Raw genomic sequence first — 26,682 nt, forward strand, 5'->3', positions numbered from 1 at the left:
GAACGTATGTTCATTTAACCGGAGGTCCCCATGGAAATTGACCAGACAGCAGCCATCATCACCGGCGGGGCCTCGGGCCTTGGCGAAGCGACCGCACGCAGCTTGCGCAATGCAGGTGCCCAAGTGGTGATCTTTGACCGTGATACCGAACGTGGTGCCGATGTGGCCGACGAAATCGGCGCGGGCTTTGCCAAGGTAGATGTAACGGATGAAGACAGCGTTGCAGCGGGGATCAAAGCCGCAGTGTCACATATGGGCAGGATCAATGCCTGTGTGAACTGTGCAGGCATTGCCAGCGGCGAAAAAACCGTAGGCCGTGACGGGCCGCACCGGCTGGACAGCTTCAAGCGCACCATCGATATCAATCTGGTGGGCACCTTCAATGTGCTGCGGCTGGCGGCGGCAGAAATGTCGAACAATGAACCGGATCAGGACGGCGCGCGCGGTGTGATCGTCAACACGGCCTCTATCGCAGCCTTTGACGGACAAATGGGCCAAGCGTCCTATGCGGCGTCCAAAGCGGGCATCGCAGGGCTGTCACTGCCCGTGGCACGCGATCTGGCCCGCAACGGCATCCGCGTAATGGCGATTGCACCGGGGATATTCCTGACGCCGATGCTAGAAGGGCTGGGGCCGGAAATTATCGACGGGTTGGCTGTGGATGTGACCTTTCCAAAGCGGTTGGGCAAGCCTTCGGAATATGCCGCGCTGGTGAAATTCATCATTGAAAACGGATATTTGAACGGCGAAGTGATCCGGATCGACGGGGCGCTAAGGATGCGTTAACTCGACGCTTTTTCCTCAAGCATCATCCATTCTTCCTCGGCCGCGTCCAGCATTGCCTGACGTTCCACCAGCGCATCTGTGCCCTTTTGGAATTTCATCGGCTCCTTGGTGAACATATCGGGGTCCGACAGGAAATCGGCCAGTTTGTTGATCTCGGCCTCCAGCCGTTCGATCACGGCTGGCAATTCCTCTAGCCGGTGTTGTTCCACAAAGGACAATCCGGTTTCGGCGGGTTTATCTGCCGATATGGATTTGGTTTGCTTTTTCTTCTTTTCCGGTTTGTCGCCACCCGTCACAGCACCGCGTTGCGACTGGTAATCGGACCAGCCACCGGCATAGACCGTGGCCTTGCCGTCGCCCTCCATCGCGATGGTGGTGCGCACCACGCGGTCCAGAAAATCACGATCGTGGCTGACCAGCAAAACCGTGCCTTTATAATCGGTTAGCAGTTCCTGCAACAAATCGAGCGTTTCCACGTCCAGATCGTTGGTGGGTTCATCCAGCACCAGCAGATTGCTTTCCCGCGCCATGATTTTCGCCAGCAGCAACCGCGCCTTTTCCCCGCCCGAAAGCGAGCGAACAGGCGCACGCATCTGGGCCTCGTCAAACAGGAAATCCTTCAGATATCCGACCACATGGCGCGGATTGCCCCGCACCATCACCTGATCGGCCTTGCCCGAAACGCGCAGATCCATATCACCGGTCATGGATTCCCACAGGCTGACGTCCGGATCCAGTTGCGCGCGGTTCTGGTCAAACAGCGCGATATCCAGATTGGTGCCAAGCGACACGGTGCCGCTATCGGGTTCAAGGCGGCCAATCAGCATGTTCAGCAGCGTGGTTTTCCCCACCCCGTTGGGGCCGACAAAGCCGATGCAATCGCCGCGCTGGATTTTCAGGGAAAAATTGGAAACGATTGTTTTTCCATCATATTTCTTGGAAATATCAATCGCCTCGATCACCTTTTTGCCGGATTTCTGTCCAGCCTCAAGCACCATCTCCGCCGTGCCTTGGCGTTTGATCTGGGCCGATCGCGTTGCGCGCAATTCCTGCAAGGCGCGCACGCGGCCCTGATTGCGTTTGCGGCGGGCGGAAATGCCTTCAACCGCCCAGCGTGCCTCGGCCTTGATCTTGCGGTTCAGCTTGTGGCGGGCGTCGTCCTCTTCTTCCCACATCTTGTCGCGCCAGGCTTCGAATGCGGCAAACCCTTTTTCCTGGCGGCGCACCATTCCCCTGTCAATCCAAAGGGTTGCGCGAGTTAATGCATTCAGAAATGCACGGTCATGCGAGATAATGACATAGGCGGTGCGTGTGGTTTTCAGATAATCCTCGAGCCAGCCGATGGCCTGAATATCCAGATGGTTCGTTGGCTCGTCCAGCAGCATGAGTTCCGGCGCTTCGGCCAGCAGTTTTGCCAATGCCGCGCGGCGCCGTTCGCCGCCAGAAGCGGTGGAAACCGCGCCGGCAGGATCAAACTTCAGCCCCTCGGCCACGCGCTCGACCAGATAATCCTCGCCCTCCATCAACCCGCTGGAGGCATAGTCGCCAAGCGTTGTAAACCCAGCAAAATCAGGGTCTTGTTCCATATAGCCGACCTTGACGCCGGGCGATGTAACCACCGCGCCGCTGTCGGCCTCGACCAGTCCGGCCATCACCTTCATCAGGGTGGATTTGCCCGAGCCGTTGCGCCCGACCAGCGCCACACGGTCGCCGGGTTGCACGACCAGCGACAGGCCGGAAAACACCGGATCCCCGCCAAAGGTTAATGATATGTCGGTCAGTTGTAATAAAGGTGCTCTTGCCATGTGGGTTGGCTATGCGGTGGATTGAAAAAGGTCAATGGCTGTTATCCGGCAACCGCGCGCAACAGGCGTTTTCGGGTCTCGGGGATGGCGCTGATTTCAACACCGGTGAACACATGCAGGGTGTTCATTTGCCGATCTATCACCGCGTGGTCCGACACCCAGCCGCCCATCGCCAGATAGGTGCGCAGCAAGGGCGGGATGTGGCGGATAGCGTCCGGTGGAACGGGGGCATCCGGCAGTGGCACCACCTCGTCGGCTTTAACGCCAATGCGCCACGGGTCCGGTGCCAGATGGCGGGCGTTCAGCAGGGCAAAGGCATCCCTGTGGGCGCTGGCATCCGTGCCGCCGAACGACGAGCAGCCAAACAGCAGCCGCACCCCTTGCCCATCCACGATCCGCGTCATCGCCCCCCATGCGACACGGAGAATTTCGGGGTCGTGGTGGTCAGGGTGTGTGCAGAAGCGGCCCAGTTCCAGCAGCGGGGATTTGAACGCTTTTAACGCGGACAGATCATAGAATTGCGCGGAATAGCTTTGGTCAATCGCCACCCCGTCGGGCAGCAGCATCAGCCGGTAACAGGCCACCAGCGCCCCGCTGTCCTGATCACGCACCAGAATATGGTCGCAACGACTGTCGAACCCGTCCGCGTCCAACCCGCACTCATCCCCTGCGAACGCCAGCCCGCGCAGGCGTTGGGCCTGCGTGACCTCGTCCGGCGATTCCGCACGACTGGCGCGATAGCGCCCGCGGTTCAGGATGTCCATGTTCAACCCCTTGTGATGGCTCTTGCCTTTCATCACGTCTGCCTGAATATGGACATGGAAGTCGCGAAAGAACAGGGGAAAACATGGCGAAAATCAGCAAAACCGATGCAGAGTGGCGCGAACAGCTGTCCGACCTTGCCTATAACGTGACACGCAAGCACGGAACCGAACGGGCGGGCAGTCACGAGGAATTTCCAAAGGGGGCTGGTGTGTTTCATTGCGTCTGCTGTGGTGCGCCCCTGTTTGACCAATCGACAAAATATGAATCCGGCAGCGGTTGGCCCAGTTTTTATGCACCAATGGACGGTGCGGTGGGCGAATCCGAGGATCGCAAACTGTTCATGCGCCGCACCGAGGTGCATTGCGCAGCTTGCGAGGCGCATCTGGGGCATGTGTTTCATGACGGGCCACAGCCAACGGGGTTGCGGTATTGCATGAACGGCGTTGCCTTGCGATTCGAGCCCGAAGAATAAAAGATTCCATGCCTGCGGCGCGGATATTTGGGCCATTTGGAAAGGGCGGTTACGGGCCTGCTTTTTCCACTTTGACCGCTGAAAACTTGAACTCGGGGATTTTGCCGTAAGGGTCCAGTGCCGGATTGGTCAGGATGTTGGCCGCCGCCTCGACATAGGCAAAGGGCAGGAACACCATGTCGGTCGCCACCGCCCTGTCGGCCCGTGCCATGATTTCAACCGAGCCGCGCCGCGTGGTCAGGCGGATCATTTCGCCCGGTTCAACCCCCAGCTCCCGCAGGGTGCGCGGGTTGAGCGAACAATTGGCCTCGGGCTCAAGCGCGTCCAGCACGGTTGCGCGGCGCGTCATCGCCCCCGTGTGCCAGTGCTCCAGTTGTCGCCCCGTGGTCAGAATCATCGGATAATCGGCATCCGGTGCCTCGTCCGGTGCAATCACGTTGGCAGGGGTGAACAGGGCGCGTTTGTCGTCGCGCGGGAAACCGTCGCCAAATACGATCGCCTGCCCCGGATCATCAGGACCAAGCGATGGGTAGGTCACAGCACCTTCGGCTTGCAGCCGCTCCCATGTGATGTTGTTCAGGCTTTTCATATTCAGCGCCATTTCGGCGAAAACTTCGCGCGGGTGGGTGTAGGTCCAGTCCAGCCCCAGCCGTTTGGCCATTTCCGTTTCAATCCACCAATCTGTGCGGGCCTCGCCCGGCGGGTCCAGCGCCGCGCGGCCCATTTGCACCTGACGGTTGGTGTTGGTGACTGTGCCGTGTTTTTCCGCAAACGCACTGGCGGGCAGGATCACATCGGCATAATTGGCGGTTTCGGTCAGGAAGATATCCTGCACCACAAGGTGATCGAGTTTCGCCAGGGCTTCGCGGGCGTGGGTCACGTCGGGGTCGGACATGGCGGGATTTTCGCCCAGAATATACATGCCGTTGATCTGCCCGGCATGGACGGCCCCCAGAATTTCGGTGACGGTCAGGCCCGTCTGATCGCTGAAATCGCCCGACTTCCAAACCTCGGTAAACGCGCTGCGAACCCCGTCATCGGACACCGACTGATAATCCGGCAGAAACATCGGGATCAGCCCTGCGTCCGACGCCCCTTGCACGTTGTTTTGCCCGCGCAACGGGTGCAGCCCCGCGCCGGGTTTGCCGACATTGCCGGTCATCAGGGCAAGGCTGATCAGGCAGCGCGAATTATCGGTGCCGTGGATGTGCTGACTGACCCCCATGCCCCAGAAAATCATCCCCGCCTTGCCTGCAGCAAAGGTGCGGGCGGCGGCACGGATCTCGTCGGTAGCAATACCACAGATACCGGCCATTTTTTCGGGGCTGAAATCGGCCAGGTGGTCCTTTTCTGCCTGCCAGTTTTCGGTGTATTTGGCAATATAGGCGTCGTCCTGCAGCCCTTCTTCGACAATCACATGCATCATCGCATTCAGCAGCGACACATCCGCACCGGGCCTAAATTGCAGCATATGCGTCGCATAGCGTTTTAGCGCCTGCCCGCGTGGGTCCAGCACGATCAGCTTGCCGCCGCGTTTGGTGAACTGTTTGAAATAGGTGGCGGCGACGGGGTGGTTTTCGGTCGGGTTACAGCCGATCACGATTGCCACATCAGAGTTGTTAATTTCGTTAAAGGTGGCGGTCACAGCGCCCGAGCCGACATTTTCCAGCAGCGCCGCCACGCTGGAGGCATGACACAACCGCGTGCAGTGATCGACATTGTTGTGGCCAAAACCCTGACGGATCAGTTTCTGGAAAAGATAGGCTTCTTCATTGGTGCATTTGGCCGAACCGAAACCGGCCACTTTGGTGCCGCCCAGACCGGACAGCCCTTTGGCGGCGAACTCCAATGCCTCGTCCCAAGTTGCCTCGCGGAAATGGGTCAACGGGTTGGCGGGATCGACATTCAGCCCCTTGGCGGGTGCATCCTTGCGCCGGATCAGCGGTTTTGTTAAACGGTGGGCGTGGTGGATATAATCAAAGCCAAAGCGGCCTTTGACGCACAGACGCCCCTCGTTGGCAGGACCATCCAGCCCCTCGACATATTTCACCTTGCCGTCCTTGACCTTTAGCGAAATCTGGCAGCCGACACCGCAGAAGGGGCAGACGCTGGCGACCTCGCGGTCAAAATCGGCACTGTCCCCCTGCCCTGTTTTATCCAGCACGGTGGCAGGCATCAGCGCGCCGGTCGGACAGGCCTGCACACATTCGCCACAGGCCACGCAGGTGCTGGCGCCCATCGGATCATCCATGTCGAACACCGGATAAGCGTCATGGCCACGGCCCGCCATGCCGATCACGTCATTCACCTGCACTTCGCGACAGGCGCGCACGCACAACCCGCATTGGATACAGGCATCCAGATTGACCCGCATCGCCACATGGCTGGCATCAAGCAGCGGCACACGGGCGGAATCAACTGCGGGAAAACGGCTGTCTGTCACGCCGGTTTGCGCGGCCACATCCCACAGGTGGGCGGATTTATCGTGCGCCTTGTCCTGTTCGGGCTGATCGGCCAGCAGCAGTTCCACCACCATCCTGCGCGCGGTTTTTGCACGGGCGGAATTGGTGGTGACCTTCATCCCCTCAGACGGGGTGCGGATGCAGGAGGCGGCCAATGTACGCTCGCCCTCGATCTCCACCATACAGGCGCGACAATTGCCGTCGGGGCGGTATCCTTTGGCCGGTTTATGGCACAGATGCGGGATTTTCAGACCGCGCCCGTTGGCCACTTCCCAGATGGTTTCGCCCTCTTGCGCGATGGCCTCTTTGCCATCCAGAATGAAACGGATTTCCTTGGCCATCACCCTACCTCGCCCTTGAAATGTTTCATGGTCAGCCGGATCGCGTTCGGCGCAGCCTGCCCCAGCCCGCAAATGCTGGCATCCGCCATCGCCTGACACAGCTCTTCCAGCAGCGGCATGTCCCAGTGATCGGCCTGCATCAGTTTCACCGCCTTTTCGCACCCCACCCGGCAGGGGGTGCATTGGCCGCAGCTTTCATCCTCGAAAAACCGCAGCATGTTCAGGGCGGCGGCCCGCGCGCTGTCCTGATCGGACAGGATCACCACGGCGGCCGAGCCGATGAAGGAGCCATGTGGCTGCAGCGTGTCGAAATCCAGCGGGATATCGTCCATGCTGGCGGGCAACAGGCCCGAAGACGGCCCGCCCGGCTGATAGGCCATGAAACTGTGACCCTCCAGCATTCCTCCTGCCGCCGCTATAATATCGGTGATGGTGGATCCGGTCGGCAGCAGATACACACCTGGCCGGTTCACCCGCCCTGACACGGAATAGCTGCGCAGCCCTTTGCGGCCGTTCTTCTCGACCGAATTCAGCACCTCCGGCCCCTCGCGACACACCCGCGCCACCCAATGCAGGGTCTCGACGTTATGCACCAGCGTGGGGCAGCCAAACAGGCCGACTTCGGCAACAAACGGCGGACGGTGCCGGGGCAAACCGCGCTTGCCCTCGACGCTCTCGATCATCGCGCTTTCCTCGCCGCAGATATAGGCGCCCGCGCCGCGCCGCAGCTCGATAAAGCCTTTTGGAACAATAGCTTTGCCTTCCAGCGCCTTGATTTCACGACGCAATATCTCAATCACTGCCGGATATTCATCGCGCATGTAAATATAGCAACGCTCGGCCTCAACCGCCCAGGCGGCAATCAGCATCCCCTCCAGCATCAGATGGGGGGTGCGTTCCAGATAGTAACGGTCCTTGAAGGTGCCCGGCTCGCCCTCGTCCCCGTTCACGGCCAGATAGCGCGGGCCAGCGTTACCCCGCACGAACCCCCATTTGGTGCCGGAGGGAAACCCTGCGCCGCCAAGCCCGCGCTGGCCGGACGTCAGGATTTTCTCCTGCACCCGCTCCCAGTCCCCGCTATCACGCAGGCGCTGCAATTCAACGTACCCGCCATCGGCCATATAGGCCGCCAAATTCTGATAGTCAGGGATATGCACATGGGTATCCCCAGCCGCAACCGCCGCCTGAACCGTTTCAACCGTCGCGTGGTCAATATGGTTATGTCCCAGTTCCACCACCGGCGCGGTGTCACAACGGCCCATGCAAGGTGCGCGAACCACCCGCACTTCACCCGCGTCCAGCCCGCTTTCCAAAGCCGCCTGCAACTGCGCCGCCCCCGCCATTTCACAGGACAGGCTATCGCAAACCCGAATAGTTAACGCAGGTGGCGGGGTCTCGCCCTCTTTCACCACATCAAAATGGGCGTAAAAACTGGCGACCTCGTAAACCTCGGCCTGACTGATGCGCATTTCTTCGGCCAGAGCGCGAAGATGGGGGGCGGACAGATGGCCATAGGTATCCTGCAAAATATGCAGGTTCTCAATCAGCATATCACGGGCCATCCGGTCGGACGTAATCAGCCCCCGAACCTCGTTCCACGCGCTGTCATCCAGTTGCCGCCCCTTGGGAACATGCCGCCCCTTGCCACGCCCCGATTTCCAGATGCCGGATGTATCGTCCTTGGCCATGTCCTTGCCCCGCTGCAAAACAATCTCGATTGTGAGTCTCTGCCCCTAAGGGGCACAGTTCAAGATTTAATTACACCTAATGGGACGATCATCATATGTAATCCGCGACATTGGTGTGGTGATTGGCGACATGGGGTTGTGCCGCCTGACGGCGTCACCCAGCGCGCGTCACCCCTGCCGGGGCGCGCGCTTTTGCCTCCGGCGGAGGTATTTTCAGCAAGAAGAAGCCCATCGCCTTTCTTCTTGCCACAAATACCTCCCGAGCGGAGCGGGAATCGCCCCGAAGGGGCCAAAAACAGAGCGCGCCGCAAGGCGCACCGCTGAATCAGCGCAACGCGGCTTCGATATTGCCGCCGTCCACCGTCATCACATGCGCCGTGGTGCGTTCGGACATCGCCAGCGCCACGAAAGCATCGGCCACATGGCGGGCCTCGACCTCGCGGCGGATCAGGTTGCCGGCCATATAGGTGCCCTCGTCAATGCCGCGGGCCTTTGCGCGTTCCTTGATGAAATCATCATCCAGCAGGCCCGAGCGGATACGATCGGCGTTGATGCCGTTCACCCGCACGCCCATAGGTCCCAGCTCCAGTGCGAACTGGCGTAGCAAGAAGAACGTCGCGGCCTTGGGCAGGCCATAGGCGCCGAACCCCTTGCCCGGGTTCACCGCCTGTTTCGAGACGTTATAGAGCAACTGCCCGCCGCGCCCCTGTGTCTGGAACACCTTCGCGGCAGCCTTGGAGAATGTCTGATGGGCAAAGAAGTTCAACTCGAAGCTTTTGCGTAAGCTTGCGTCATCCAGATCGATCATTTCACCCGTCCAGGCCGCGCCCGCGTTGGAGACCAGAATATCCACCCCGCCAAAGCGCGCCACGCAGGCATCAATCGCCTTTTGCGCCGCCCCACCGGCCGTGATGTCCAGCGCAATGCCGTCGTGGTCCGGCCCCAGTTGTTCCAGCCCCTTGTCCAGCGCCTCGTCAAACAGATCGACCAGCAGGATATTGGCGCCCAGATCGGCAAAGGCCTGTGCGGTGGCCAGCCCGATTGCCCCGCCGCCACCGGTAACGATCACCGTATGGCCGGCAAAACGCGGGTAGTTGCGCGAGGGCAGTTTGGCCTGTTCCAGCGACCAGTATTCCATGTCGAACAGATCTTCTTCGCCCACAGGGTGGAATCCGCCGCAATCCTCGCCCATGCTCATGGCGGCAATGTTCTGTTCCGCCAGATCGGCGGCGATACGGGCCTCGCCTGCGTTTGCGCCCATGCCGATGATGCCGATCCCTTCGATCCAGGCCATATCCGGCACAGGGTTCAGCATGATCTTGCCGCCGCCAACGCGGGCGTTGTTGCGTTCGAAATAGGCCTTGTAATCCGCGATATAGGCGTCAACAGCGGAGGCAATCGCATCGGCGCCACCGGCCAGTATTTGCGTGGTCAGAACCAGTGGGAAATTCTTGGTGCGGATCACATGATCGGGCGTTGCCACCCCGCGTTTGGCCAGGTCCTGCCAATCCGCGCGGGCCAGAAATTCCTGCACATTGTCGCCTGCCCGCAGATCCATCACCGGCATGAAAGTATCGCGATTGCCCAGAAATTCGGCGCGCCGCGCGCCAAGAATACCGCGCAGAACCGGCATCACCTGAACCGCTTTGGCCTTGGTTGCCGCATCCGCCGGGCCGGACAGTTTCAACTTGCGTCCCATCTTCTGCGCCACCCAGTCCTCGACCATGTTCACATGGGTGATCATCCGGTCATAAGCCAGCTTTGCGCTGTCGCCAAAGGTGAAATGCCCGTGGTTCAGCAAAAGCAAACCCTCGACTTCGGGATTGGCCTCGTAAACTGCGGCCGCCGCCTTGCCCAGATCAAACCCCGGCATGTGGAAGGGCACAACGGCCACCTTGCCGCCGAAAATCTCGTCCACCACCGCAGCCGCATTCGGCAGATCGGCAATCGCCAGCATCGTGGTGGCGTGGGTGTGGTCGATAAAACCGTGCGGCAGATAGGCGTGCAGCAGGATTTCAACCGACGGATTCGGCCCGCTGGCGTCCAGCATGTTGCAACGCACGGTGTTCACCATGTCCTCGTCACTTAGGCCATCCAGTGCGCGCAGGGCCAGCAGCGGCTCCAGCCGCACCGCCGGCATCCCAGCCGGGGTGATCTGCGCCAGATCATGGCCGCTGCCCTTCACATGCAGCACCTTCACATCATTGCCGAACAAATCCTTGCGCACCACCTTGCAGGATGTATTGCCGCCGCCGTGCTGCACCAGCGCCATACCGGCCCCCAACAGCCGCGAGGCATAAGCCTGAACCGCCAGATCCTGATCGGCCGGATCACCCCCCGCCTCTGCCGCAATCTTTTTTGCCTCGATGTCGTCCCAACGGTTTGCAACCATGATGCACCTGTGTAATTTCTGATCCATGCCTCGCCAAACGGGGCTTTTTGACAATTGTCAGTATATAGTGTCAAATATAAATAAGGAATAGAAATGGCAACAGTCACGCGCAGACGAAACACCGGGCAGGTCACGGGCGAAAGCATCGTGATCGAGGCGGCGTGGCTGTATTACCATGATGGCATGAACCAGACCGAAATTGCCAGCCATCTGGGCGTTTCGCGCGCCACAGTGGTCAACTACCTGCAAGAGGCCAAGGAACGCGGGTATATCCGCATATCGCTGGCGCCCAAGGCATTCACCACCCACCGGCTGGCCGAGGAAATGCGCGAACGCTTTGGCTTGGCGGCGGTTTATGTGGTGCCCGACGGCACCGGTACCGAGGAAGACGCACTGTTGCGGGTGGCGCGCGGGGCGGCGGAATGGCTGCCATCCTTGCTGGAACCGGGTGACAAGCTGGGCGTGTCCTGGGGGCGCACGGTTTACGAGATGGCCGAGGCCATGCCGCAGGTGCAGACCGATCATATCACCGTGTCGCAACTGGTGGGGTCGATGGCCACGCCCTACGGGTTTACCGCCGAAATCTGTTCCGCCCATCTGGCACAGCGGCTGGGCGCCAAATTGATCAACCTGCACGCCCCGGCGGTTCTGAGCGATCCCGAACTGGCGGCCCGCCTGCGGGCCGAGCCGATTATACGAGATCAAATAGACGCGTTAAGCCACTGTAACAAAGCGATATTTGCCGCTGGCTCATGTGACCACAGCAGCCATATCGTCAGCAGCGGCTTGGCCAGCCATTCCGATCTGGACTGGTATATTAAACGTGGAGCTACCGGCGTGTTATGCGGCCGGTTCATTGACGCTGCCGGGCAGTTCATTCCGGGCGAACTGGATGACCGGATGATCGGGGTGGAGCTGGACAAATTGCAAGGGCTGGACATGGGCCTGCTGGTTTCGGTCGGGGCCGACAAGGTGGCCCCGATGCTGGCGGCAATCGCCGGTGGCTATGTGACCCATGTGGTGACCAGCGTGGCCACCGCCAAGGGGATGCTGACGGCAAGCTGATAGCTGCTATTCCAAGGATTGTTCGAGCGGTAGATTGCTGTGCGGCCATTGCCGCTAACAAATCTGTCTAGATAAATCATCTGTCAGAAAAAAGCCCCGCCTGATCTCTGGTTACGATAAATAACATATAACAGGCGGGGCTGATCCGTGAGTGGATCTCTAGTTCTGCACCCTGTCAGGGAACATCGCGGCCAACCCTTCTGGCGAGGCTTCGCAAACGCCGCGTTCGGTGATCAGGCCGGTGACCAGACGCCGTGGTGTGACGTCGAATGCCGGGTTGCCCCCCGGCGTGCCATCGGGGCTGATCTGCACTTCGGTCACGGTTCCGTCGGCCAGTTTTCCCTGCACATGGGTGACTTCGGTATCGGTGCGTTCCTCGATCGGGATTTCGGCAACGCCGTCCTTGACTGTCCAGTCGATCGTGGGGGATGGCAGCGCCACATAGAAGGGCACGTTGTTGTCCTTGGCCGCTAGCGCCTTCAGGTAGGTGCCGATCTTGTTGCAGACATCGCCATGCGCCGTGGTGCGGTCGGTGCCAACGATGCAAAGGTCAACCTGCCCGTGCTGCATAAGGTGTCCACCTGCGTTATCGACGATCAGGTGATGCGGAATGCCGTGGCTGTTCATTTCCCATGCAGTCAGCAAAGCGCCCTGATTGCGCGGGCGGGTTTCATCGACCCAAACTTGGATCGGGATGCCGTCCTGCACCGCATGATACATCGGGCTGGTGGCGGTGCCCCAATCGACCGTGGCCAACCAGCCTGCGTTACAGTGGGTCAGGATATTCACCACCTCGCCCGGCTTTTTCTTGGCAGCGATTTCGCGAATGATCTCAAGGCCATGCACGCCGATCATGCGGTTGCATTCCACGTCTTCATCGGCAATTTCATGCGCCCGTTTCATCGCAGCCGCCGCGCGTTCACCTTCAGGCAGCGGTTTTAGCAGCGCGGTCATTTCGTCCAGCGCCCAACGCAGGTTGATCGCGGTGGGGCGGGTTTCGTGCAGGATGTTCCATGTTAAAACCAGCGATTTGTCGGACGGGTCTAACGCCATCTGCACGGCCACACCATAGGCGGCGGTGGCGCCGATCAATGGGGCGCCCCGCACCCACATATCGCGGATCGCCACCACGAAATCATCGCGGGTTTTTAGGTCAACCACGCGGAATTCATGCGGCAGCCAGCGCTGGTCAATGATCTGCACCTGCCCGCTTGGCTGATCGAACCAGATCGAACGGTAATGTTTATCGCCTACTTTCATGACTCTTTCCTTTGTCCAATCATACGCGCCTGTGAAATCACGTTGTCCAAATCTGCAAATGCCGCCCTGTTCACGGCCAGCGAGCGGCCCAAGCGCAGGCCCCTGCCCTCGCACTCGGCGCGCATCGCTTCATCCTCGATCAAATCGTTTTCGGCGATATGGGCCAGGCTAAGTGTGCGGCGGATCATTTCCACACCGGCAAAGCCCAGTGTGTCCTCGAAAATATGCTTGAGCCGCGCCGCAAGCGCCTGTTCCGACGCCAGATTGTCGCCCTGATCTTCGAACAGGCTGGCCTGATACAGGATGCCGTTGCGCTCGGTCCGCCACAGGTGCGAGAATTCATCGCAGAACCCGTGCCAGATTTCGCTGATCACGCCCAGAATCCATTCCTGATAGTCCGCCCGCGCCCCTTCGGATTCGGCGTGACCGGGTTGGGCGTAATAGGCCATAAAGAAGTTGGCCAGCAACATGCCGATGTCAAAGCCCATCGGGCCATAGGTGACAAATTCGGGATCAATCACCATGGTATCGGTGTCTGTCACCATGATCGAGCCGGTGTGCAGATCGCCATGCAGCATGGTTTCGGCGTTGTTGGCGAATTTCGCCTTCATGTCCTGCGCAGCGACCTTCAGGTCAATGTCGGCCCGCAGCCGTTTTACCAGATCATCCAGACCCGGCGTGTGGTGGTTCAGCTCGGCCTCAAAGTAAGGGTCGGAAAACACAAGGTTTTCGGTGATGTCACATAGTTCGGCATTGTCGGCAAACAGTGCCAGATCGGCCTTGCGTTTGGCGGTGTCCATCGACAGGTCCGAGCCACGGAACATGGTCTTGCCCAGATAATCCCCCATCACAGCGGCAAGCCCGTCATGTTTTTTGCCGGCCATCAGCGAATGGCGCAGGATGATGTGCGGCGTTAAGAACTCCATCACGATCAGCGCCTGATCCTCGTCGAAATGATAGATTTCCGGCACCAGACCCGGCGCGCGTTCCTCTTGGCGGATCAAGGCGTGATATTCAAAGAACGCCCGTTTCAGCGGCAAGGGCCAACTGTCACCGACCAGCCGCACGTAAGGCAGCGCTTGTTTAACGATCACGGCGCCCTTGGGGCTTTTGACGATGAACACAAGGTTCAGGTTGCCATCCCCCACTTCATCCGCAACCCATGCGGATGTATCCTCTCCCAAGCGTTCCGTAACAGCCGAAATCCCGCCCAACCGCGCGGGAATCGTTTCTACCGTTAAGGGTTCGTAACCGGAGCTTTGTTCTGACATGGTCCCCTCCATCCTTGGGATCGGCCCCGTTTAACCCTATATTTCAAAGGGTTTCGGACAGATCCGCTTTATCGCCCCGTCCTTGAGAAACGCGGCTTGTTAGACATAGCATTGTAAACAGATCGTCATTTGTCAATGGCCATTGACATTTGATCACAACGCCATAAGATTGCTTGATATCGGGGGAAGGATAAGCATGTCCAAGGCTGCTGTTGAAATTCAGGGACTGACAAAAGCGTTCGGCACAAACCGTGTGCTGCGTGGTATTGATCTGGAACTGAATTCTGGCGAAGTGACCGTGTTGATGGGCGCCAATGGCGCTGGAAAATCAACGCTGGTCAAGGTGATCTGCGGCGTTCACCCTGCTGACACCGGCACAATCCGTCTGCACGGGGAAGAGTTGAAAACCACCACCCCGTCCGAGGCAATCCGCGCCGGTATCGTCACCGTTCACCAGAATATCAATGACGGGGTGATTCCCGATCTGGATGTGGCCTCGAACCTGATGCTGGACACGTTGGCCGAACCCAAAAGCGGGTTTTTCCTGAAACGCCGCGAGATCCGGCAAAAGGCACGCGAACTGGCCGGGTCCATGGGGCTGGATGTGGACGTAAACCAGCCGGTTAACGAGTTGGCGCTGGCCGACCGCCAGTTGGTCGCCATTGCCCGCGCGATGGCACATGAACCCAAACTGATGATTCTGGACGAACCCACCTCGTCCCTGTCTGCAACCGAGGCCGCGCGGCTGTTCACCCTGCTGGACCGTTTGCGCGATGCGGGTGTGGCCATTCTGTATATCTCGCACCGGACCAGCGACATCCACCGCATCGCCGACCGGATTGTCAGCATGCGTGACGGCGAAATTGTTGGCACATTCGAGCAAAAGCCGCTGGATTACGAGGCCGCTGTAAACGCCATGCTGGGCCACAAAATGTCCGAGGTTGATCTGGACATCAAATCCGCTGGCCAGCCGGTGCTGGAACTGAAAGACCTGCAAATTCGCGAAGGCACAGCCAAAATAAACCTGACCGTCCACGCAGACGAGGTTCTGGCGATTACCGGTCTGGTCGGATCGGGCAAATCCGAACTGGCGGCCATTCTGTATGGGCTGAAGAAACCCGCAGGCGGCAGCATGTCCCTGCTGGGAAAACCCTATAATCCGAAATCCCCGCGCCATGCGATTGATACCGGTGTGTTCATGTGCGCCAAGGATCGCGGCACCAATGGTGTTTTGCAGGATCACAACCTGACCAAAAACATCACTGCCCCGTTTCTGGCGCGGTTTTCCACCCTGTCCTTTGTCAACCGCCGGCGCGAGGCCCGCGCAACCCGAAATATGATTTCGGACCTGGGCATTGTCTGCCAGTCCGAGCAGGACGATATCGGCACCCTGTCGGGCGGAAACCAGCAAAAGGTGGTGATCGGCCGCTGGTTAAGCCAGCCATCCGATTTGTTGATACTGGACGAGCCGTTTCAAGGCGTCGACATCAAGGCCCGCCGCGACATCGGTGCAAAAATCCGCGAAACGGCCAAGGGGCGGGCGACCATCGTTCTGGCCGCGGAAATGGACGAGGTTCTGGAAATCGCCGACCGGATCATTGTGCTGGCGGATCATGCCATCGTTGGCGAGCACCGCAACATCGATCTGGACGTAAAACAGGTGGTGGCCGAAGTTGCAGGCATGACAAACGGCACCAATGGACAAACCAATACTCAAGTGAACGGATAACCGAAAATGCAGGACGGCACGAATACGCACAAAGACATGGCGCCAAAGAAAACGCTGGTGGATTATGCCATCCGTTACGGGTTTCTGACCCTTCTTGCGGGGCTGCTGATCTTTTTCTCGGTGGCAACCGACGGCTTCCTTAGCCCCTATAGCGCGGTGTTCATTTTCCAGTCGGTCGCGATCACCGGTATTCTGGCGCTGGGTGTCACATTCACACTGGTGGTGGACGGGTTCGACCTGTCGATCGGATCGACCGCCACCTCGGCGCTGATGCTATCGGCCTATATGATGGTGGTGCTGGGCACCGGCGTGGTGCCTGCGGTGCTGGCCTGTCTGGTAATGGGCGCGCTGATCGGGCTGGTGAACGGGCTGCTGATCGTAAAGATGAAGGTGCCCGACCTGTTGGCGACATTGGGTATGATGTTCCTGCTGATCGGTTTGCAACGGATCCCGACCGAAGGACGGTCCATCGCCACCGGTATGAAACTGCCCGATGGCAGCACCGCGAATGGCACGTTTTCACCTGAATTCCTGTGGCTGGGCCGTCACCGGTTCGATTTTTTCATTGATAACCTGATCCCGGTTTCGGTGGTCATTCTGGTGATCGTGGCCATCCTGTGCTGGGTGTTTTTGGAACTGACCCGCCATGGTCGGCTGATGTATGCCATCGGATCGAACCAGCGGGCAGCGGCACTGGCGGGAACCAATGTGAATCGCTATAAAATTCTGGCCTATATGATTTCCGGCGTGCTGGCCTCGGTCGGGGGTATCCTGCTGGCGGCGCGTCTGGGGCGGGGTGATATCGCCTCGGGCAATAACCTGCTGCTGGATTCCGTGGCCGCCGCATTGATCGGTTATGCGGTGATGGGTGCGGCCAAACCGAACGCCTTTGGCACAGCCATCGGGGCGCTGTTTGTCGGCATCCTGCTGCAAGGGCTGACGATGATGAACGCCCCTTACTATACACAGGATTTCGTTAAGGGGGCGGTGCTTGTGATTGCCCTCGTCTTTACCTTCGTGCTGACGGGTCGGCGCGGCGGATCAACCCACTAGACTGCACTACAAATTAAAAAAGGGAGAACCATAATATGAAACTTACACGACGTATCGTTCTGGGTATGGCAGGCGGGATTGCAGCACTTGCAACCGGCTTTGCCAGCCCGACATTCGCAGGCGACATGCCGGCACCTTTCGACAATGCAGGGGATGTGAAAATTGCACTGGTGCGCTATCTGTCCACCGGCGATTTCTTTCAGGCCTATCTGTCGGGTGTTGAAGCACAATCCGCTGCCCTTGGTGTTGACCTGCGGGTATTCGACAGCCGCCAGGACGCCGCATTGCAGGCCGACATGGTGGACCAGGCCATCGCCCTTGGGGTTGATGGCATCATCATCCAGCACGGTCTGACCGAATCCATGCAAGAGGCCGCACAACGTGCCATTGATGCCGGGATCAAGGTTGTGGCGTTTGACGTGAACGTCAAAAATGACGCGATCCCGCAAGTCGAACAATCCGACCGTGATCTGGCCCGTCTGGCGCTGGAACAAGCGATCAAGGACAATGGCACATCATTCAAGGCCGGTTACGTTTACGTTGCCGGTATTGCCCCGCTGGATCGTCGCGACGAAACATGGGTCAAGGTAAAAGAAGCCAACCCGGGCATCGAAGAAGTCGCCCAGTTCGGCACGCTGGACAACCCGATTGCCAACTCTGTTGCCAATCAGGCCCGTTCGGTTCTGCAGGCCCATCCCGACATTCAGGTGATGTTCGCCCCCTACGACGAATTCGCCAAAGGTGTCAAAATCGCTGTGGACGAAGCCGGCCTGAACGAGCAGATCAAGATTTATTCGGCCGACGTGTCCACCGCCGACATTTCCGCCATGCGCGAACCTAACAGCGCATGGGCCGCAACTGCCGCCACCAACCCTGCTGTTGTGGGCGAAGTTTCGGTGCGGGCATTGGCAATGTTGCTGGCTGGCGAAGACCCAGGCCACAACGTGATCATTCCGCCCACCCTGATCACTCAGGCCATGCTGCAAGACAAAGACATCAAGAATATGGAAGAACTGTCGGCCAAACTGCCCCAGTTCGCCCACGCCGATGTTGCCGTGCCAGCATGGATGCCCCTGCCCCCGCGCTAAGGGTCAGGTGACGTGATAACAACGGGGGCTGCGGCAAAACTGGTCGCGGCCCCCATTTACGGTAAAGGAGCAGATGATGCTGATCGGAATAGACGCCAATATGACGCCTGATTTGCTGGATTGCCTGATGCGCATGGGGCATGGCGATGAAATCGTTGTTGCCGATGCCAATTTCCCTGCCACCTCGACCGCCGCCCATACCCAATGGGGCGACGTGATCCCCCTGCCCGCCATGATGGCCCCCGATGCGATCAAACTGATCACCGGCGTGATGCCTCTGGACGGGTTCGCCGATGCTTGCGCCCTGCGCATGCAGATTGACAATACGCCCGACGAAATGGGCGAGGTGCATAGACAAGCCTTTGACATTCTATCCGCCGCCATGCCCGAAGGTGCCGCCCTTGGCAGCCTGGAGCGACAGGAATTCTATCAGCGCGCCCGTGATGCCTTTGGGGTAGTTGCCACCACCGACATGCGGCCCTATGGCTGCTTTATCTTGCGCAAAGGTGTGATCTTTTAGGAACGACATGATGAGCATCGACGATCTGAAATCCCGCGCCAAAGGCATCAGCCTTGGCCTGTTTGCCGCCGATCTGGGAAACCTGCGCCGCGCGGCGCAAAACGTGGCCGAGTGGGGTTGCAACATCCTGCATTTCGACATCATGGACGGCGTGTTCGTGCCACAGATGATCGGTGGCCCCGGCTTTGTCGCCGCGATGGACCTTGGCCTGCTGCGCGATGTGCATCTGATGGTGCAAAACCCCGCCGCCCATGTGGAAAGCTATATCAAGGCCGGTGCCGATATGATCACCGTTCACGCTGAATCCGATAACGCAACCGAAGCGATCAAAATCATTCAGGCATCCAACCGCCCCGTCATGGCCGGTCTGGCCCTGATGCCCGGCACCACGCTGGAGGATGCAGCCCCCCTGCTGGCGCTGAACCCCGATATGATCCTTGTGCTGTCACTGGACCCGCGTGGCACCCGAGCCGACATCACCGCCGCCTGCACCCGCCTGACCGAGCTGCGCGAAACCGCCCCCAATGCGGTGCTTGCCTTTGATGGCGGTGTCACGCTGGACAGCATTACAGAAATAGCTGCCTGCGCGCCCGATATGGTGGTCAGCGGCAGCGCCGTTCTGGGCGCCAAGAAACCCAAACGTGCCTTTGCCGCAATGGTCAAGGCGCTTGAAACCGCTAACACTTAAACCCGAAAAGACAGGAACACGACATGGCAGATATTGATGACATCAAGGACGGCAAAGACTTTGGCCTGAACACCCCGCAGGACAAACAGGGCTTTTTCCTGAAGGGCCTTGCCAATTACGACTGGGGCATCAAAAATAAGATGAGCCGCATCTTTAACCCGAAAACCGGCCGCACCGTTATGCTGGCCTTTGACCACGGCTATTTCCAGGGGCCGACAAAGGGTCTGGAACGGATCGACCTGAACATCCTGCCACTGGCCGAACATGCCGATGTGTTGATGTGTACCCGTGGCGTTCTTCGCTCGATGATCCCGCCAACCCTGACCAAACCGATTGTGATGCGCGCCTCTGGTGGTAACTCGATCCTGTCGGAACTGTCGAACGAAACCATTGCGGTTGCGATGGATGATGCGGTTCGCATGGGCGTTTGCGCGATGGCCGCACAGGTCTATATCGGGGCGGAATACGAACATAAGTCCATCACCAACGTGATCCGCCTGATTGACGAAGGCATGCGCGTGGGCATCCCGACACTGGCCGTCTCCGGCGTTGGCAAAGACATGGCCCGCGATGCGCGCTACTTTGGTCTGGCCACCCGGATCGCTGCCGAAATCGGCTCGCATTACGTCAAAAGCTACTTCATCGAGGAAGGCTTTGAAAAAGTCGTTGCCGGTTGCCCTGTGCCGATCGTGATTGCAGGTGGTAAAAAGCTGCCCGAACTGGACGCGCTGGACATGGCGTTCCGCGCTGTTGATCAGGGCGCTGCCGGTGTCGATATGGGTCGCAACATCTTCCAATCGGACGCCCCTGTTGCAATGATCAAAGCGGTTTCCAAGGTTGTGCATGAACTGATGCCCGCCAAGCAGGCCTATGAACTGTATAACGATCTGAAATCCGAAGGCTGATAGAGCCTTCAGGCGAAACAGGTTTAAGGGCGGCCTTTCGGGGCTGCCCTTTTTCATACCGGACATAAAAAAACCGCGGCCGTTTTACCGGTCGCGGTTTTGTTTTTCAAAAGGTTATGACCCTAACGCAATTTGTCCTGGTTCGAGCCACGGATCCATACTTCGACCCGACGGTTCAACTGGCGTCCGTCCAGCGTTTCGTTACACCCAACCGGCGCAACCGGACCAAACCCGAAAGTTTTGACGTTTGCGGCGTCCAGAATACCGATAGTGCTGTTCAGAATATCGGCCTTGGCGCGTTCGGCACGGGCCTTGGACAGGGCGATGTTGTTGTTGAACACACCTACCGTATCACTAAAGCCAACCAACAGGATGTCGTTGCCGTCAACCAGTCCGTTGCGAACCAGTTCGGAAATCCGGCGAACATCGCGCAGGGCGCGCTCGTCCAGCTGGGCCGACCCGGATACAAACCGCAATGTTGTCGACAAACGGTCTGCTGTCGAAACCTCGGCCAGATAATCGCGATAGGCATTGATACCGGCGCGGTCAATTGACGAGGCAAGCATCGCGGACAACAGACGTTCGCCCTGCTCGCTCATCGGTTGCTTGTCAATTGCCAGACCAACCAGACCGGCCTCCTGTGCAGCGGCCTGTCCTTCGTTCGAGGACAGGTATTCTGCCAAGCTCTTGGAAAGATCGGGCACATCCTGACCCTGAAGGGTATACAGGTGCCAGCCCATGGTCAGCGGATATTCTTCGGTTTGCAGCGAAAAGGAATTCGCGCTTGAGAAGATGTTACATGCATTGCGGGTTGTCGGAATGCTGTTGCCTTTGTTTTGTGAACGATAAGATACCGCAAACGCCATCGGATCATCGGCAATCGCTTTGTTCAACTCGTCCAGTGTTTCATGGACCATCACATTCGCAGCCAACCGCAAACCGCGCGGTGCCAGAATATCGCGCTTGATCACCCGTGCCAAATTGCTATCTGCATTCAACACATGCAACTGGATCGCACCATCATCGCCGCCAACATCTTTCCAGTTGGTAACCCGCCCGGACAGAACATCCCCCATCTGTTTAAGTGACATGGAACGCACGCGGTTTGCAGGGTTCATGGTTGCTGTCAAAGCATCAAGCGCAATTGTCTGGGCATTCAGACGCGCGGCCACATCACTGGCCCGCATGTTAACGATCCCTGCAATCTCTTGTGTGGTGAAATCTTCGCGGGTCAGGGCAAAAGCCGCGTCACCCGAAAACAGCGCCTTGAGGGATGCAATATCATCAGTCGGTGTGACCGTGATACTGGCCACCAGTTCACCTGTATTATTCCCCAGCAGATAGTTCATTTGGGTTCCGTCATAAGAAATCGAACGCGTCACATTCAGGGATTTTTCATTGGCAAACCGGTTCAGTGCTTTGCCGATAAACTGCTCGCCAACACCAGCCGGGGATGCGACCTTGAATTCGGCCACAACTGGGCCAAGATCGGGGCAGACATCGCCCACACATGTCACAAATTCACTGCGGACTGTCAGAACACCCTGTTCGCTTTCAATCACATAGTTTGTGCCATCATATTCTTGCAGAGTACCGGTAAAGCGTGTGCCGTCCCCCGAAATCAGGCTAACCGTTCTGTCCACTTGCTCTTCGGCCTTTTCGCTTGGGCAAGAGGCCCCCTCGCAGCTTACGAATTCGCTACGGATGGTCAGAACACCCACAACGGTTTTCAACGTATGGGAACCTCTGTAAATTCCCGTTTTCGCCTTCTTCGCGGCGGGGTGGACGGTTTTTCGCCTGTCCCGCCTGATTGCTTCGGATCATAAACCCATTTTCACCGGTTTCAAGCCGGTTTTGGGTATTTCAGGCACACCTCACCCCATGAACCCTTATCCCGGCGCCGCCAGGCCGCATTCGAACTGGACGAAGCGCTTCATGTTGTAGACCAGGTTCATCATCCCGATGCGAAATCGCGCCCGCTTCAGGCCGATGGAGCGGATCAGCTTGCCGCCCATGGAGCGCTCCTGAAAAGCGAATACATGCTCGACCCGGACCCGCACTTTCGAGCGCCTCCGGTTGGCCTTTTGCTGGCGCTCGCCAAGCGGCTTGCCGCGCCTGCCCTTGTGATGGATATGGCTGTGAAGCCCCCGCTCTTCCAGCTCGCTTTCGATCTTTTGCGAGCGATAGGCGCTGTCGGCCCACAGGTCCGATGAGGTGTTGCTCGCATCAATCAGACCGGCAAGCGCCTGGCTGTCATGCACGGCGGCATCGGTGACATCATAAGCGCGGATGAATTTGTGCCGCCGGTCGACATTGATGTGGTTCTTGTAGCCGTAATAGCTCTTGCCGTGCTTCTTCGTCCAGCGCGCATCCACGTCCTTCTGGCGCTTCTTGTGGGGTTTTTCCTCCCACTCTTCAGGCGTTTCGCCCGCCTTGATTTTCTCGTTCTCGTCCCTTTTGTTGTGCTGGCGCGGCGCCGGAACGATGCTCGCATCAACAATCTGCCCGCCCATCGCCAGATAGCCCTTTTCGCGCAGAAAGGCATCGAACTTGTCAAACAGCTCCTTCATCTTCCCGGCCCCGGCCAGCCTTTCACGGTAGGCCCAGATGGTCTTGGCGTCAGGTACGCTGTCTTCAATGCCAAGGCCGAGAAACCGCATGAACGACAGGCGGTCGCGGATCTGATACTCGATCTGATCGTCAGAGAGGTTGTAGAGCTGCTGCAAAACCATCGTCTTGAATATCAGCACCTCATCCCAAGGCGGGCGGCCAGCGTTGGATTTGCGCTGTTCGGGCGGCGTGCGCCATATGGCCTTCAGCTCGTCCCGGTAATCCTCGAACGGCACCATGTCGTTGAGCAACACCAGCGGATCACCAGATTTGTCCAGTCCCGCGTATCGGCTGGAAAGATCAAAAAATCCCATCTGACCCATGACAAAACCCCGTCGGTCGAATCATTTTCATCCTGATGACGATTCTACCCCGTCAGGCCGGATTTTGGGGGATTTTTAGAGGTTCCCCTCAGGTTGCATGGAATGGCAGCTTGCGCCCATGATCTGCTGTCCGCGCGCAAGCCGCCAAGTCTGACCACAGCGATAAGGCAACTGATCGACGCCGAGACTGTAGAGCGCCGGGTGCGCTCCATCCAGTATCAAATGAGGGTTGCGAAGTTCCCCCATCACAAGGACTTCGCCACCTTCGATTACAGCGCCGCCGCCCTCACCCAGGCCCAGATCGAACCATTCTGCACCGGCCAGTTCACAGAGGAGGCCCATAACCTCATCCTGGTGGGCGGAACCGGCACGGGCAAAACCCACATCGCCATCGCGCTGGGAACGACGCTGATCAACAACGGCAAGAAGGCGCGCTTCTTCAACGCCGTCGATCTGATCAACGCCCTGATCAAGGAACAGGCCGACGGCAATGCAGGGAAGATCATCCGGCAGCTCTCGGCTTTGGACTGCGTCATCATCGACGAGCTGGGCTACATCCCGTTTCCCAAATCCGGTGGCGCGTTGCTCTTCCATCTGATCAGCAAGCTCTACGAGAAGACCAGCATCATCATCACAACCAACCTTGAGTTCGGTGAATGGGTCTCGGTCTTCGGGGATGCCAAGATGACAACCGCCCTTCTGGATCGCGTCACTCATCACTGCAACATCATCGAAACCGGCAATACCTCATACCGGTTCGCCCAGAGTAAACGCCGTAGAAAAAACTAGCCGTTCCGCAAGCAAAGCCCCCAGACGGACTCGCTACATGAAGGCGGCCCGACTGGGGGCTTTGCGCCACAAAGGGGGGGGCAAATTTAAATGCCGAAACCGGGTCAGTTTTAAATGCTCATTGACAGGCAGTTGCCTCTGTGGCAAAGTTCAGATTATTGCATCGGGGCGTCCATACTGGGTTGGAATCTGTTACTGCCTTGATTGCCGCAAATTCCATGGCACACTTTTTCACGCTTCTGCAGTGTTTCCGCAGGACGCTGTGACGATAAAAGGTGAAACACACGACTTTGAGGGGCGGTTTTCCTGCCCCCACTGTGGCTCATCCGTATTCTCCCGCAGCGATGACGAAATCGAGGTTAACCTTGGATCACTGGATGCTCCTGATCAGCTGATACCAACTTACGAACTCTGGACCATCCGTCGTGAATCCTGGTTGCCACCGTTTCCGCAGGCAAGGCAATACGAGCGTAACCGTGACACCGACAGCCGCTTTGGGGGTTAAGATAAGATCCACAATTCAGCCCGCCCACTGCGCCAGGCTTCGCCTCTTTGGCGGGGCAAGCTGTTCGGTCTAACATCTTGTTTTCTTTTAAAGAAAACAGCCGAAATCTTTTAAAGATTCCGGCCCCCCTTCAGCCGCCTCCACCATTCTGTAGGCTTTAACCGCGCCCGCATCCCTTTACGCGCATGCCACTTGCGCGCCAAGGCCCGCCCCCGCGCGCCATGGTCCAACGCCAGACGGCGCCAGAACTCATCCGCCTTGCCGCCGCGCCGGTTAAACGGGCATACCCGCATGCAGATGGCGCAATCGGTCTTGATCTTGGCCCAGTAGCCAAAGCATTTCTCGCAATCGGCCGACCATTTCTTCACGCCCTTTACGGTTGACACACTGTCCGACCCAACCTTGGCCGCATCAAACGGCAATGCCTTTGGCGGGCAGGCATCTGCGCAAACTGTGCATTCATTACAATAAGTTGCCATGCCAAGCTGACGTGGATAATCCGCCAGAAGTGGCAGATTGGTAAAGATTTTCGAGAACCGCACCCGTGGCCCGAATTCCGGCGTCAGCACCATCTGGTTGCGCCCGTATTCCCCCAGCCCCGCCTTGATTGCATAGGGGATCACCAGCGCGGTATCGTTCATCGAGGCCACCGCCTGATACCCCAGATTTCGGATATAGGCCGCCAACTGGATCGAGATCGCCGCCTCGTGACTGTATTCCAGCCCTGTCGAGGCCCCCGCCAATGCGCTGGGATAGGTTTCCACCAGATCAAAATCCATCGCGTGGCCCATGACGATCACATGGCTGATGCCTTCGGGCAGTTCATTGGCCACAGGCGTCATATCGCGCACATCGGGGCGGTGGGTGTAATGCCAGCGCTCGTCGATTTCCGTGATCCCGACCAGATCGGCCCCGAACATTTTCGCCAGTGCCTTGATCTCGGCGGTTTCATCGGCGGGATCGCCCAGATCGGCCCGCATCGGCGCCACCGGCGTATCATGGGCAATCGCGCCCTGAAACCCCTCGCGCAGGCCTGTCGCCGCAGCGCGGTCGGAAATGATGTCCGAAATCGCCCAGGCCGCGTTGCGCAGGGCGAAATCCTTTTGGCTGAACCCGCCTGCCCCGCGCGGTGCTGCCTCCATCCGGTAGCTGGCAAAAAACGCATCGGTATCGTCGGTCCTGACCAGAGGATCCCAGAACGCCCGCGTAAACATGTCGTTCATCTGGCTGAACGGCACAAAATCGCGCGTCACCTCGAACCCCGCCTCGGCGTCACTGTCGGCAAAACGGCGCTGCCAGTCGTCCCATTGTTCATCGGAAACGGCTTCGGGGGAATTCGAGGGCCAGACCATTAGAGCGTTTCGCGCCCGATTGGATACAAGCATTCACCGTCAGGACCGAGGCAGCGTTCGCAATAGCGAATGCGTTCGGTCCGGTCGGTGAATTCAATTTGGTGCGACATGCTCTATTCTTCCAGTTCGGCATCCCAATACAGAAAGTCGATCCAGCTTTCATGCATCAGGTTCGGGGGGAATCTGCGCCCCATATTGCGCAATTGTTCGGCCTGCGGCTGACGCGGCGGTTTGGTCAGTTGCAGACCCGACGCTCGCAAGGATTTCGATCCCTTGCGCAGATTGCACGGGCTACAGGCGGCCACCACATTCTGCCAGCTTGTAATCCCGCCCGCCGCACGCGGCACCACATGGTCAAAGGTCAGATCGCCCTTTGATCCACAATACTGACAGCGAAACCCGTCGCGCAGGAACAGGTTGAAACGGGTAAAGGCGACTTTGGCCTGCGGCTGAACATAATCACGCAACACCACCACGCTGGGAATACGGATTTCCATCGTCGGGCTGTGCACCACCTGATCGTATTCCGCCAGAATATCCACCCGGTCCAGATAGGCCGCCTTGATCGCTTCTTGCCAGGGCCACAGTGACAAAGGGTAGTAGGATAAAGGCCGGTAATCCGCGTTCAGCACCAATGCCGGATGGTGCCGCAACCCGCTGGGTTCCCTGACAAATTCGGTCCTGAAATCACCTGACATATCTTCTTCACCCCTGCAGCGCGTGCAAAGATGGATCGGACGTCCGATACCGGCACGCTCAAGGGCGACTATATATCCTGTGGGGCGCATGACAACCCCCACTATATGTAGCTGA

The 26,682-nt window shown here is 58.5% G+C and carries 23 protein-coding genes; 11 read left to right on the forward strand and 12 right to left on the reverse strand.

What is annotated here, in order from left to right; translation table 11 throughout:
* Positions 1 to 30: 30 nt before the first annotated feature.
* A complete protein-coding gene (locus tag ACQY4M_RS06480) occupies positions 31 to 786 on the forward strand; it encodes an SDR family NAD(P)-dependent oxidoreductase (protein ID WP_428542280.1) in 756 nt (251 codons plus the stop codon).
* Here the strand turns inward: ACQY4M_RS06480 and ACQY4M_RS06485 are convergent.
* Together ACQY4M_RS06485 and ACQY4M_RS06490 are read right to left on the reverse strand one after the other, a co-directional pair.
* Positions 783 to 2,591: an ABC-F family ATP-binding cassette domain-containing protein gene (locus ACQY4M_RS06485; protein ID WP_428542283.1), complete on the reverse strand. Its 1,809-nt coding sequence runs from the start codon at positions 2,589 to 2,591 to the stop codon at positions 783 to 785. The two genes, ACQY4M_RS06480 and ACQY4M_RS06485, sit on opposite strands and share 4 nt — an antisense overlap.
* Positions 2,592 to 2,632: 41 nt before the next feature.
* Positions 2,633 to 3,355, reverse strand: coding sequence for a GNAT family N-acetyltransferase (locus ACQY4M_RS06490; RefSeq protein WP_428542286.1), 723 nt, complete (start codon positions 3,353 to 3,355; stop codon positions 2,633 to 2,635).
* 83 nt (positions 3,356 to 3,438) lie between these two features.
* Between ACQY4M_RS06490 and msrB the strand changes: the two genes are divergently transcribed.
* Complete coding sequence (gene msrB, locus ACQY4M_RS06495) at positions 3,439 to 3,828, forward strand: peptide-methionine (R)-S-oxide reductase MsrB (protein ID WP_428542289.1); 390 nt, start codon at positions 3,439 to 3,441, stop codon at positions 3,826 to 3,828.
* A gap of 49 nt (positions 3,829 to 3,877) precedes the next feature.
* On the opposite strand, the gene fdhF is transcribed toward msrB, so the two are convergent.
* From fdhF to ACQY4M_RS06510, 3 genes are all read right to left on the reverse strand, one after another.
* Positions 3,878 to 6,631 (reverse strand): formate dehydrogenase subunit alpha, encoded by a 2,754-nt coding sequence (gene fdhF / locus ACQY4M_RS06500; protein WP_428542292.1) that lies wholly within the window; start codon positions 6,629 to 6,631, stop codon positions 3,878 to 3,880.
* Positions 6,631 to 8,319 (reverse strand): NAD(P)H-dependent oxidoreductase subunit E, encoded by a 1,689-nt coding sequence (locus ACQY4M_RS06505; RefSeq protein WP_428542295.1) that lies wholly within the window; start codon positions 8,317 to 8,319, stop codon positions 6,631 to 6,633. The genes fdhF and ACQY4M_RS06505 overlap by 1 nt, the downstream gene beginning before the upstream one ends.
* A gap of 325 nt (positions 8,320 to 8,644) precedes the next feature.
* Positions 8,645 to 10,738 (reverse strand): bifunctional aldolase/short-chain dehydrogenase, encoded by a 2,094-nt coding sequence (locus tag ACQY4M_RS06510; protein ID WP_428542298.1) that lies wholly within the window; start codon positions 10,736 to 10,738, stop codon positions 8,645 to 8,647.
* Between the two features lie 66 nt (positions 10,739 to 10,804).
* On the opposite strand from ACQY4M_RS06510, the gene ACQY4M_RS06515 reads away from it, so the two are divergent.
* On the forward strand, positions 10,805 to 11,776 hold the full coding sequence (locus ACQY4M_RS06515; RefSeq protein WP_428542301.1) for a sugar-binding transcriptional regulator: 972 nt from the start codon (positions 10,805 to 10,807) through the stop codon (positions 11,774 to 11,776).
* A gap of 159 nt (positions 11,777 to 11,935) precedes the next feature.
* Here the strand turns inward: ACQY4M_RS06515 and mtnA are convergent, their stop codons facing one another.
* Positions 11,936 to 13,036, reverse strand: coding sequence for an S-methyl-5-thioribose-1-phosphate isomerase (gene mtnA, locus ACQY4M_RS06520; protein ID WP_428542304.1), 1,101 nt, complete (start codon positions 13,034 to 13,036; stop codon positions 11,936 to 11,938).
* The gene (gene mtnK / locus ACQY4M_RS06525) at positions 13,033 to 14,307 is read right to left on the reverse strand and encodes an S-methyl-5-thioribose kinase (protein WP_428542307.1); all 1,275 of its coding nucleotides are present in this window, start codon (positions 14,305 to 14,307) and stop codon (positions 13,033 to 13,035) included. Before mtnK ends, mtnA begins: the two co-directional genes overlap by 4 nt.
* Before the next feature lie 196 nt (positions 14,308 to 14,503).
* On the opposite strand from mtnK, the gene ACQY4M_RS06530 reads away from it, so the two are divergent.
* The 6 genes from ACQY4M_RS06530 to lsrF all read left to right on the forward strand — a co-directional run bounded on the left by ACQY4M_RS06530 (position 14,504) and on the right by lsrF (position 20,290).
* Positions 14,504 to 16,036 carry a sugar ABC transporter ATP-binding protein gene (locus ACQY4M_RS06530; protein WP_428542310.1) on the forward strand — a complete coding sequence of 511 codons (1,533 nt, stop codon included), beginning with the start codon at positions 14,504 to 14,506 and terminating at the stop codon, positions 16,034 to 16,036.
* 6 nt (positions 16,037 to 16,042) lie between these two features.
* On the forward strand, positions 16,043 to 17,089 hold the full coding sequence (locus ACQY4M_RS06535; protein ID WP_428542313.1) for an ABC transporter permease: 1,047 nt from the start codon (positions 16,043 to 16,045) through the stop codon (positions 17,087 to 17,089).
* Between the two features lie 35 nt (positions 17,090 to 17,124).
* Positions 17,125 to 18,177 (forward strand): substrate-binding domain-containing protein, encoded by a 1,053-nt coding sequence (locus ACQY4M_RS06540; protein WP_428542316.1) that lies wholly within the window; start codon positions 17,125 to 17,127, stop codon positions 18,175 to 18,177.
* Between the two features lie 76 nt (positions 18,178 to 18,253).
* Complete coding sequence (locus tag ACQY4M_RS06545) at positions 18,254 to 18,697, forward strand: RbsD/FucU family protein (protein WP_428542319.1); 444 nt, start codon at positions 18,254 to 18,256, stop codon at positions 18,695 to 18,697.
* A 10-nt stretch (positions 18,698 to 18,707) separates the two neighbouring features.
* Positions 18,708 to 19,385 (forward strand): ribulose phosphate epimerase, encoded by a 678-nt coding sequence (locus tag ACQY4M_RS06550; protein ID WP_428542322.1) that lies wholly within the window; start codon positions 18,708 to 18,710, stop codon positions 19,383 to 19,385.
* Positions 19,386 to 19,408: 23 nt separating this feature from the next.
* Positions 19,409 to 20,290 (forward strand): 3-hydroxy-5-phosphonooxypentane-2,4-dione thiolase, encoded by an 882-nt coding sequence (gene lsrF, locus ACQY4M_RS06555; protein WP_428542325.1) that lies wholly within the window; start codon positions 19,409 to 19,411, stop codon positions 20,288 to 20,290.
* A gap of 122 nt (positions 20,291 to 20,412) precedes the next feature.
* On the opposite strand, the gene ACQY4M_RS06560 is transcribed toward lsrF, so the two are convergent.
* From ACQY4M_RS06560 to ACQY4M_RS06570, 3 genes are all read right to left on the reverse strand, one after another.
* The gene (locus ACQY4M_RS06560; RefSeq protein ID WP_428542328.1) at positions 20,413 to 22,023 is read right to left on the reverse strand and encodes a phosphate ABC transporter substrate-binding/OmpA family protein; all 1,611 of its coding nucleotides are present in this window, start codon (positions 22,021 to 22,023) and stop codon (positions 20,413 to 20,415) included.
* Positions 21,989 to 22,114: a hypothetical protein gene (locus tag ACQY4M_RS06565; RefSeq protein ID WP_428542331.1), complete on the reverse strand. Its 126-nt coding sequence runs from the start codon at positions 22,112 to 22,114 to the stop codon at positions 21,989 to 21,991. The genes ACQY4M_RS06560 and ACQY4M_RS06565 overlap by 35 nt, the downstream gene beginning before the upstream one ends.
* 65 nt (positions 22,115 to 22,179) lie before the next feature.
* A complete protein-coding gene (locus tag ACQY4M_RS06570; RefSeq protein WP_428539227.1) occupies positions 22,180 to 23,223 on the reverse strand; it encodes an IS5 family transposase in 1,044 nt (347 codons plus the stop codon).
* A 93-nt stretch (positions 23,224 to 23,316) separates the two neighbouring features.
* Between ACQY4M_RS06570 and istB the strand changes: the two genes are divergently transcribed.
* Together istB and ACQY4M_RS06580 are read left to right on the forward strand one after the other, a co-directional pair.
* Positions 23,317 to 24,012, forward strand: a complete 696-nt coding sequence (gene istB / locus ACQY4M_RS06575) for an IS21-like element helper ATPase IstB (RefSeq protein WP_428542334.1) — start codon at positions 23,317 to 23,319, stop codon at positions 24,010 to 24,012.
* Between the two features lie 121 nt (positions 24,013 to 24,133).
* A complete protein-coding gene (locus ACQY4M_RS06580) occupies positions 24,134 to 24,517 on the forward strand; it encodes a GFA family protein (RefSeq protein WP_428542538.1) in 384 nt (127 codons plus the stop codon).
* Positions 24,518 to 24,627: 110 nt separating this feature from the next.
* Here ACQY4M_RS06580 and ACQY4M_RS06585 read toward each other — a convergent pair whose 3' ends face one another.
* A complete protein-coding gene (locus ACQY4M_RS06585) occupies positions 24,628 to 25,869 on the reverse strand; it encodes a 4Fe-4S double cluster binding domain-containing protein (protein ID WP_428542541.1) in 1,242 nt (413 codons plus the stop codon).
* Between the two features lie 113 nt (positions 25,870 to 25,982).
* On the reverse strand, positions 25,983 to 26,567 hold the full coding sequence (locus ACQY4M_RS06590) for an HNH endonuclease (RefSeq protein WP_428542337.1): 585 nt from the start codon (positions 26,565 to 26,567) through the stop codon (positions 25,983 to 25,985).
* Positions 26,568 to 26,682 lie beyond the last annotated feature (115 nt).

Source organism: Profundibacter sp., from assembly GCF_965277155.1.
GTDB lineage: Bacteria > Pseudomonadota > Alphaproteobacteria > Rhodobacterales > Rhodobacteraceae > Profundibacter.

Bases quoted from the DNA above. Each gene is read 5' to 3' on its own strand.
- ACQY4M_RS06480 (WP_428542280.1), top strand. From the start codon at position 31: ATGGAAATTGACCAGACAGCAGCCATCATCACCGGCGGGGCCTCGGGC.
- ACQY4M_RS06565 (WP_428542331.1), bottom strand. From the start codon at position 22,114: ATGATCCGAAGCAATCAGGCGGGACAGGCGAAAAACCGTCCACCCCGC.
- ACQY4M_RS06515 (WP_428542301.1), top strand. From the start codon at position 10,805: ATGGCAACAGTCACGCGCAGACGAAACACCGGGCAGGTCACGGGCGAA.
- mtnK (WP_428542307.1), bottom strand. From the start codon at position 14,307: ATGTCAGAACAAAGCTCCGGTTACGAACCCTTAACGGTAGAAACGATT.
- ACQY4M_RS06570 (WP_428539227.1), bottom strand. From the start codon at position 23,223: ATGGGTCAGATGGGATTTTTTGATCTTTCCAGCCGATACGCGGGACTG.
- ACQY4M_RS06585 (WP_428542541.1), bottom strand. From the start codon at position 25,869: ATGGTCTGGCCCTCGAATTCCCCCGAAGCCGTTTCCGATGAACAATGG.
- ACQY4M_RS06535 (WP_428542313.1), top strand. From the start codon at position 16,043: ATGCAGGACGGCACGAATACGCACAAAGACATGGCGCCAAAGAAAACG.
- ACQY4M_RS06485 (WP_428542283.1), bottom strand. From the start codon at position 2,591: ATGGCAAGAGCACCTTTATTACAACTGACCGACATATCATTAACCTTT.
- ACQY4M_RS06490 (WP_428542286.1), bottom strand. From the start codon at position 3,355: ATGGACATCCTGAACCGCGGGCGCTATCGCGCCAGTCGTGCGGAATCG.
- ACQY4M_RS06510 (WP_428542298.1), bottom strand. From the start codon at position 10,738: ATGGATCAGAAATTACACAGGTGCATCATGGTTGCAAACCGTTGGGAC.
- ACQY4M_RS06530 (WP_428542310.1), top strand. From the start codon at position 14,504: ATGTCCAAGGCTGCTGTTGAAATTCAGGGACTGACAAAAGCGTTCGGC.
- fdhF (WP_428542292.1), bottom strand. From the start codon at position 6,631: ATGGCCAAGGAAATCCGTTTCATTCTGGATGGCAAAGAGGCCATCGCG.
- ACQY4M_RS06590 (WP_428542337.1), bottom strand. From the start codon at position 26,567: ATGTCAGGTGATTTCAGGACCGAATTTGTCAGGGAACCCAGCGGGTTG.
- lsrF (WP_428542325.1), top strand. From the start codon at position 19,409: ATGGCAGATATTGATGACATCAAGGACGGCAAAGACTTTGGCCTGAAC.
- mtnA (WP_428542304.1), bottom strand. From the start codon at position 13,036: ATGAAAGTAGGCGATAAACATTACCGTTCGATCTGGTTCGATCAGCCA.
- ACQY4M_RS06505 (WP_428542295.1), bottom strand. From the start codon at position 8,319: ATGGCCAAGGACGATACATCCGGCATCTGGAAATCGGGGCGTGGCAAG.
- ACQY4M_RS06550 (WP_428542322.1), top strand. From the start codon at position 18,708: ATGAGCATCGACGATCTGAAATCCCGCGCCAAAGGCATCAGCCTTGGC.
- ACQY4M_RS06540 (WP_428542316.1), top strand. From the start codon at position 17,125: ATGAAACTTACACGACGTATCGTTCTGGGTATGGCAGGCGGGATTGCA.
- ACQY4M_RS06545 (WP_428542319.1), top strand. From the start codon at position 18,254: ATGCTGATCGGAATAGACGCCAATATGACGCCTGATTTGCTGGATTGC.
- msrB (WP_428542289.1), top strand. From the start codon at position 3,439: ATGGCGAAAATCAGCAAAACCGATGCAGAGTGGCGCGAACAGCTGTCC.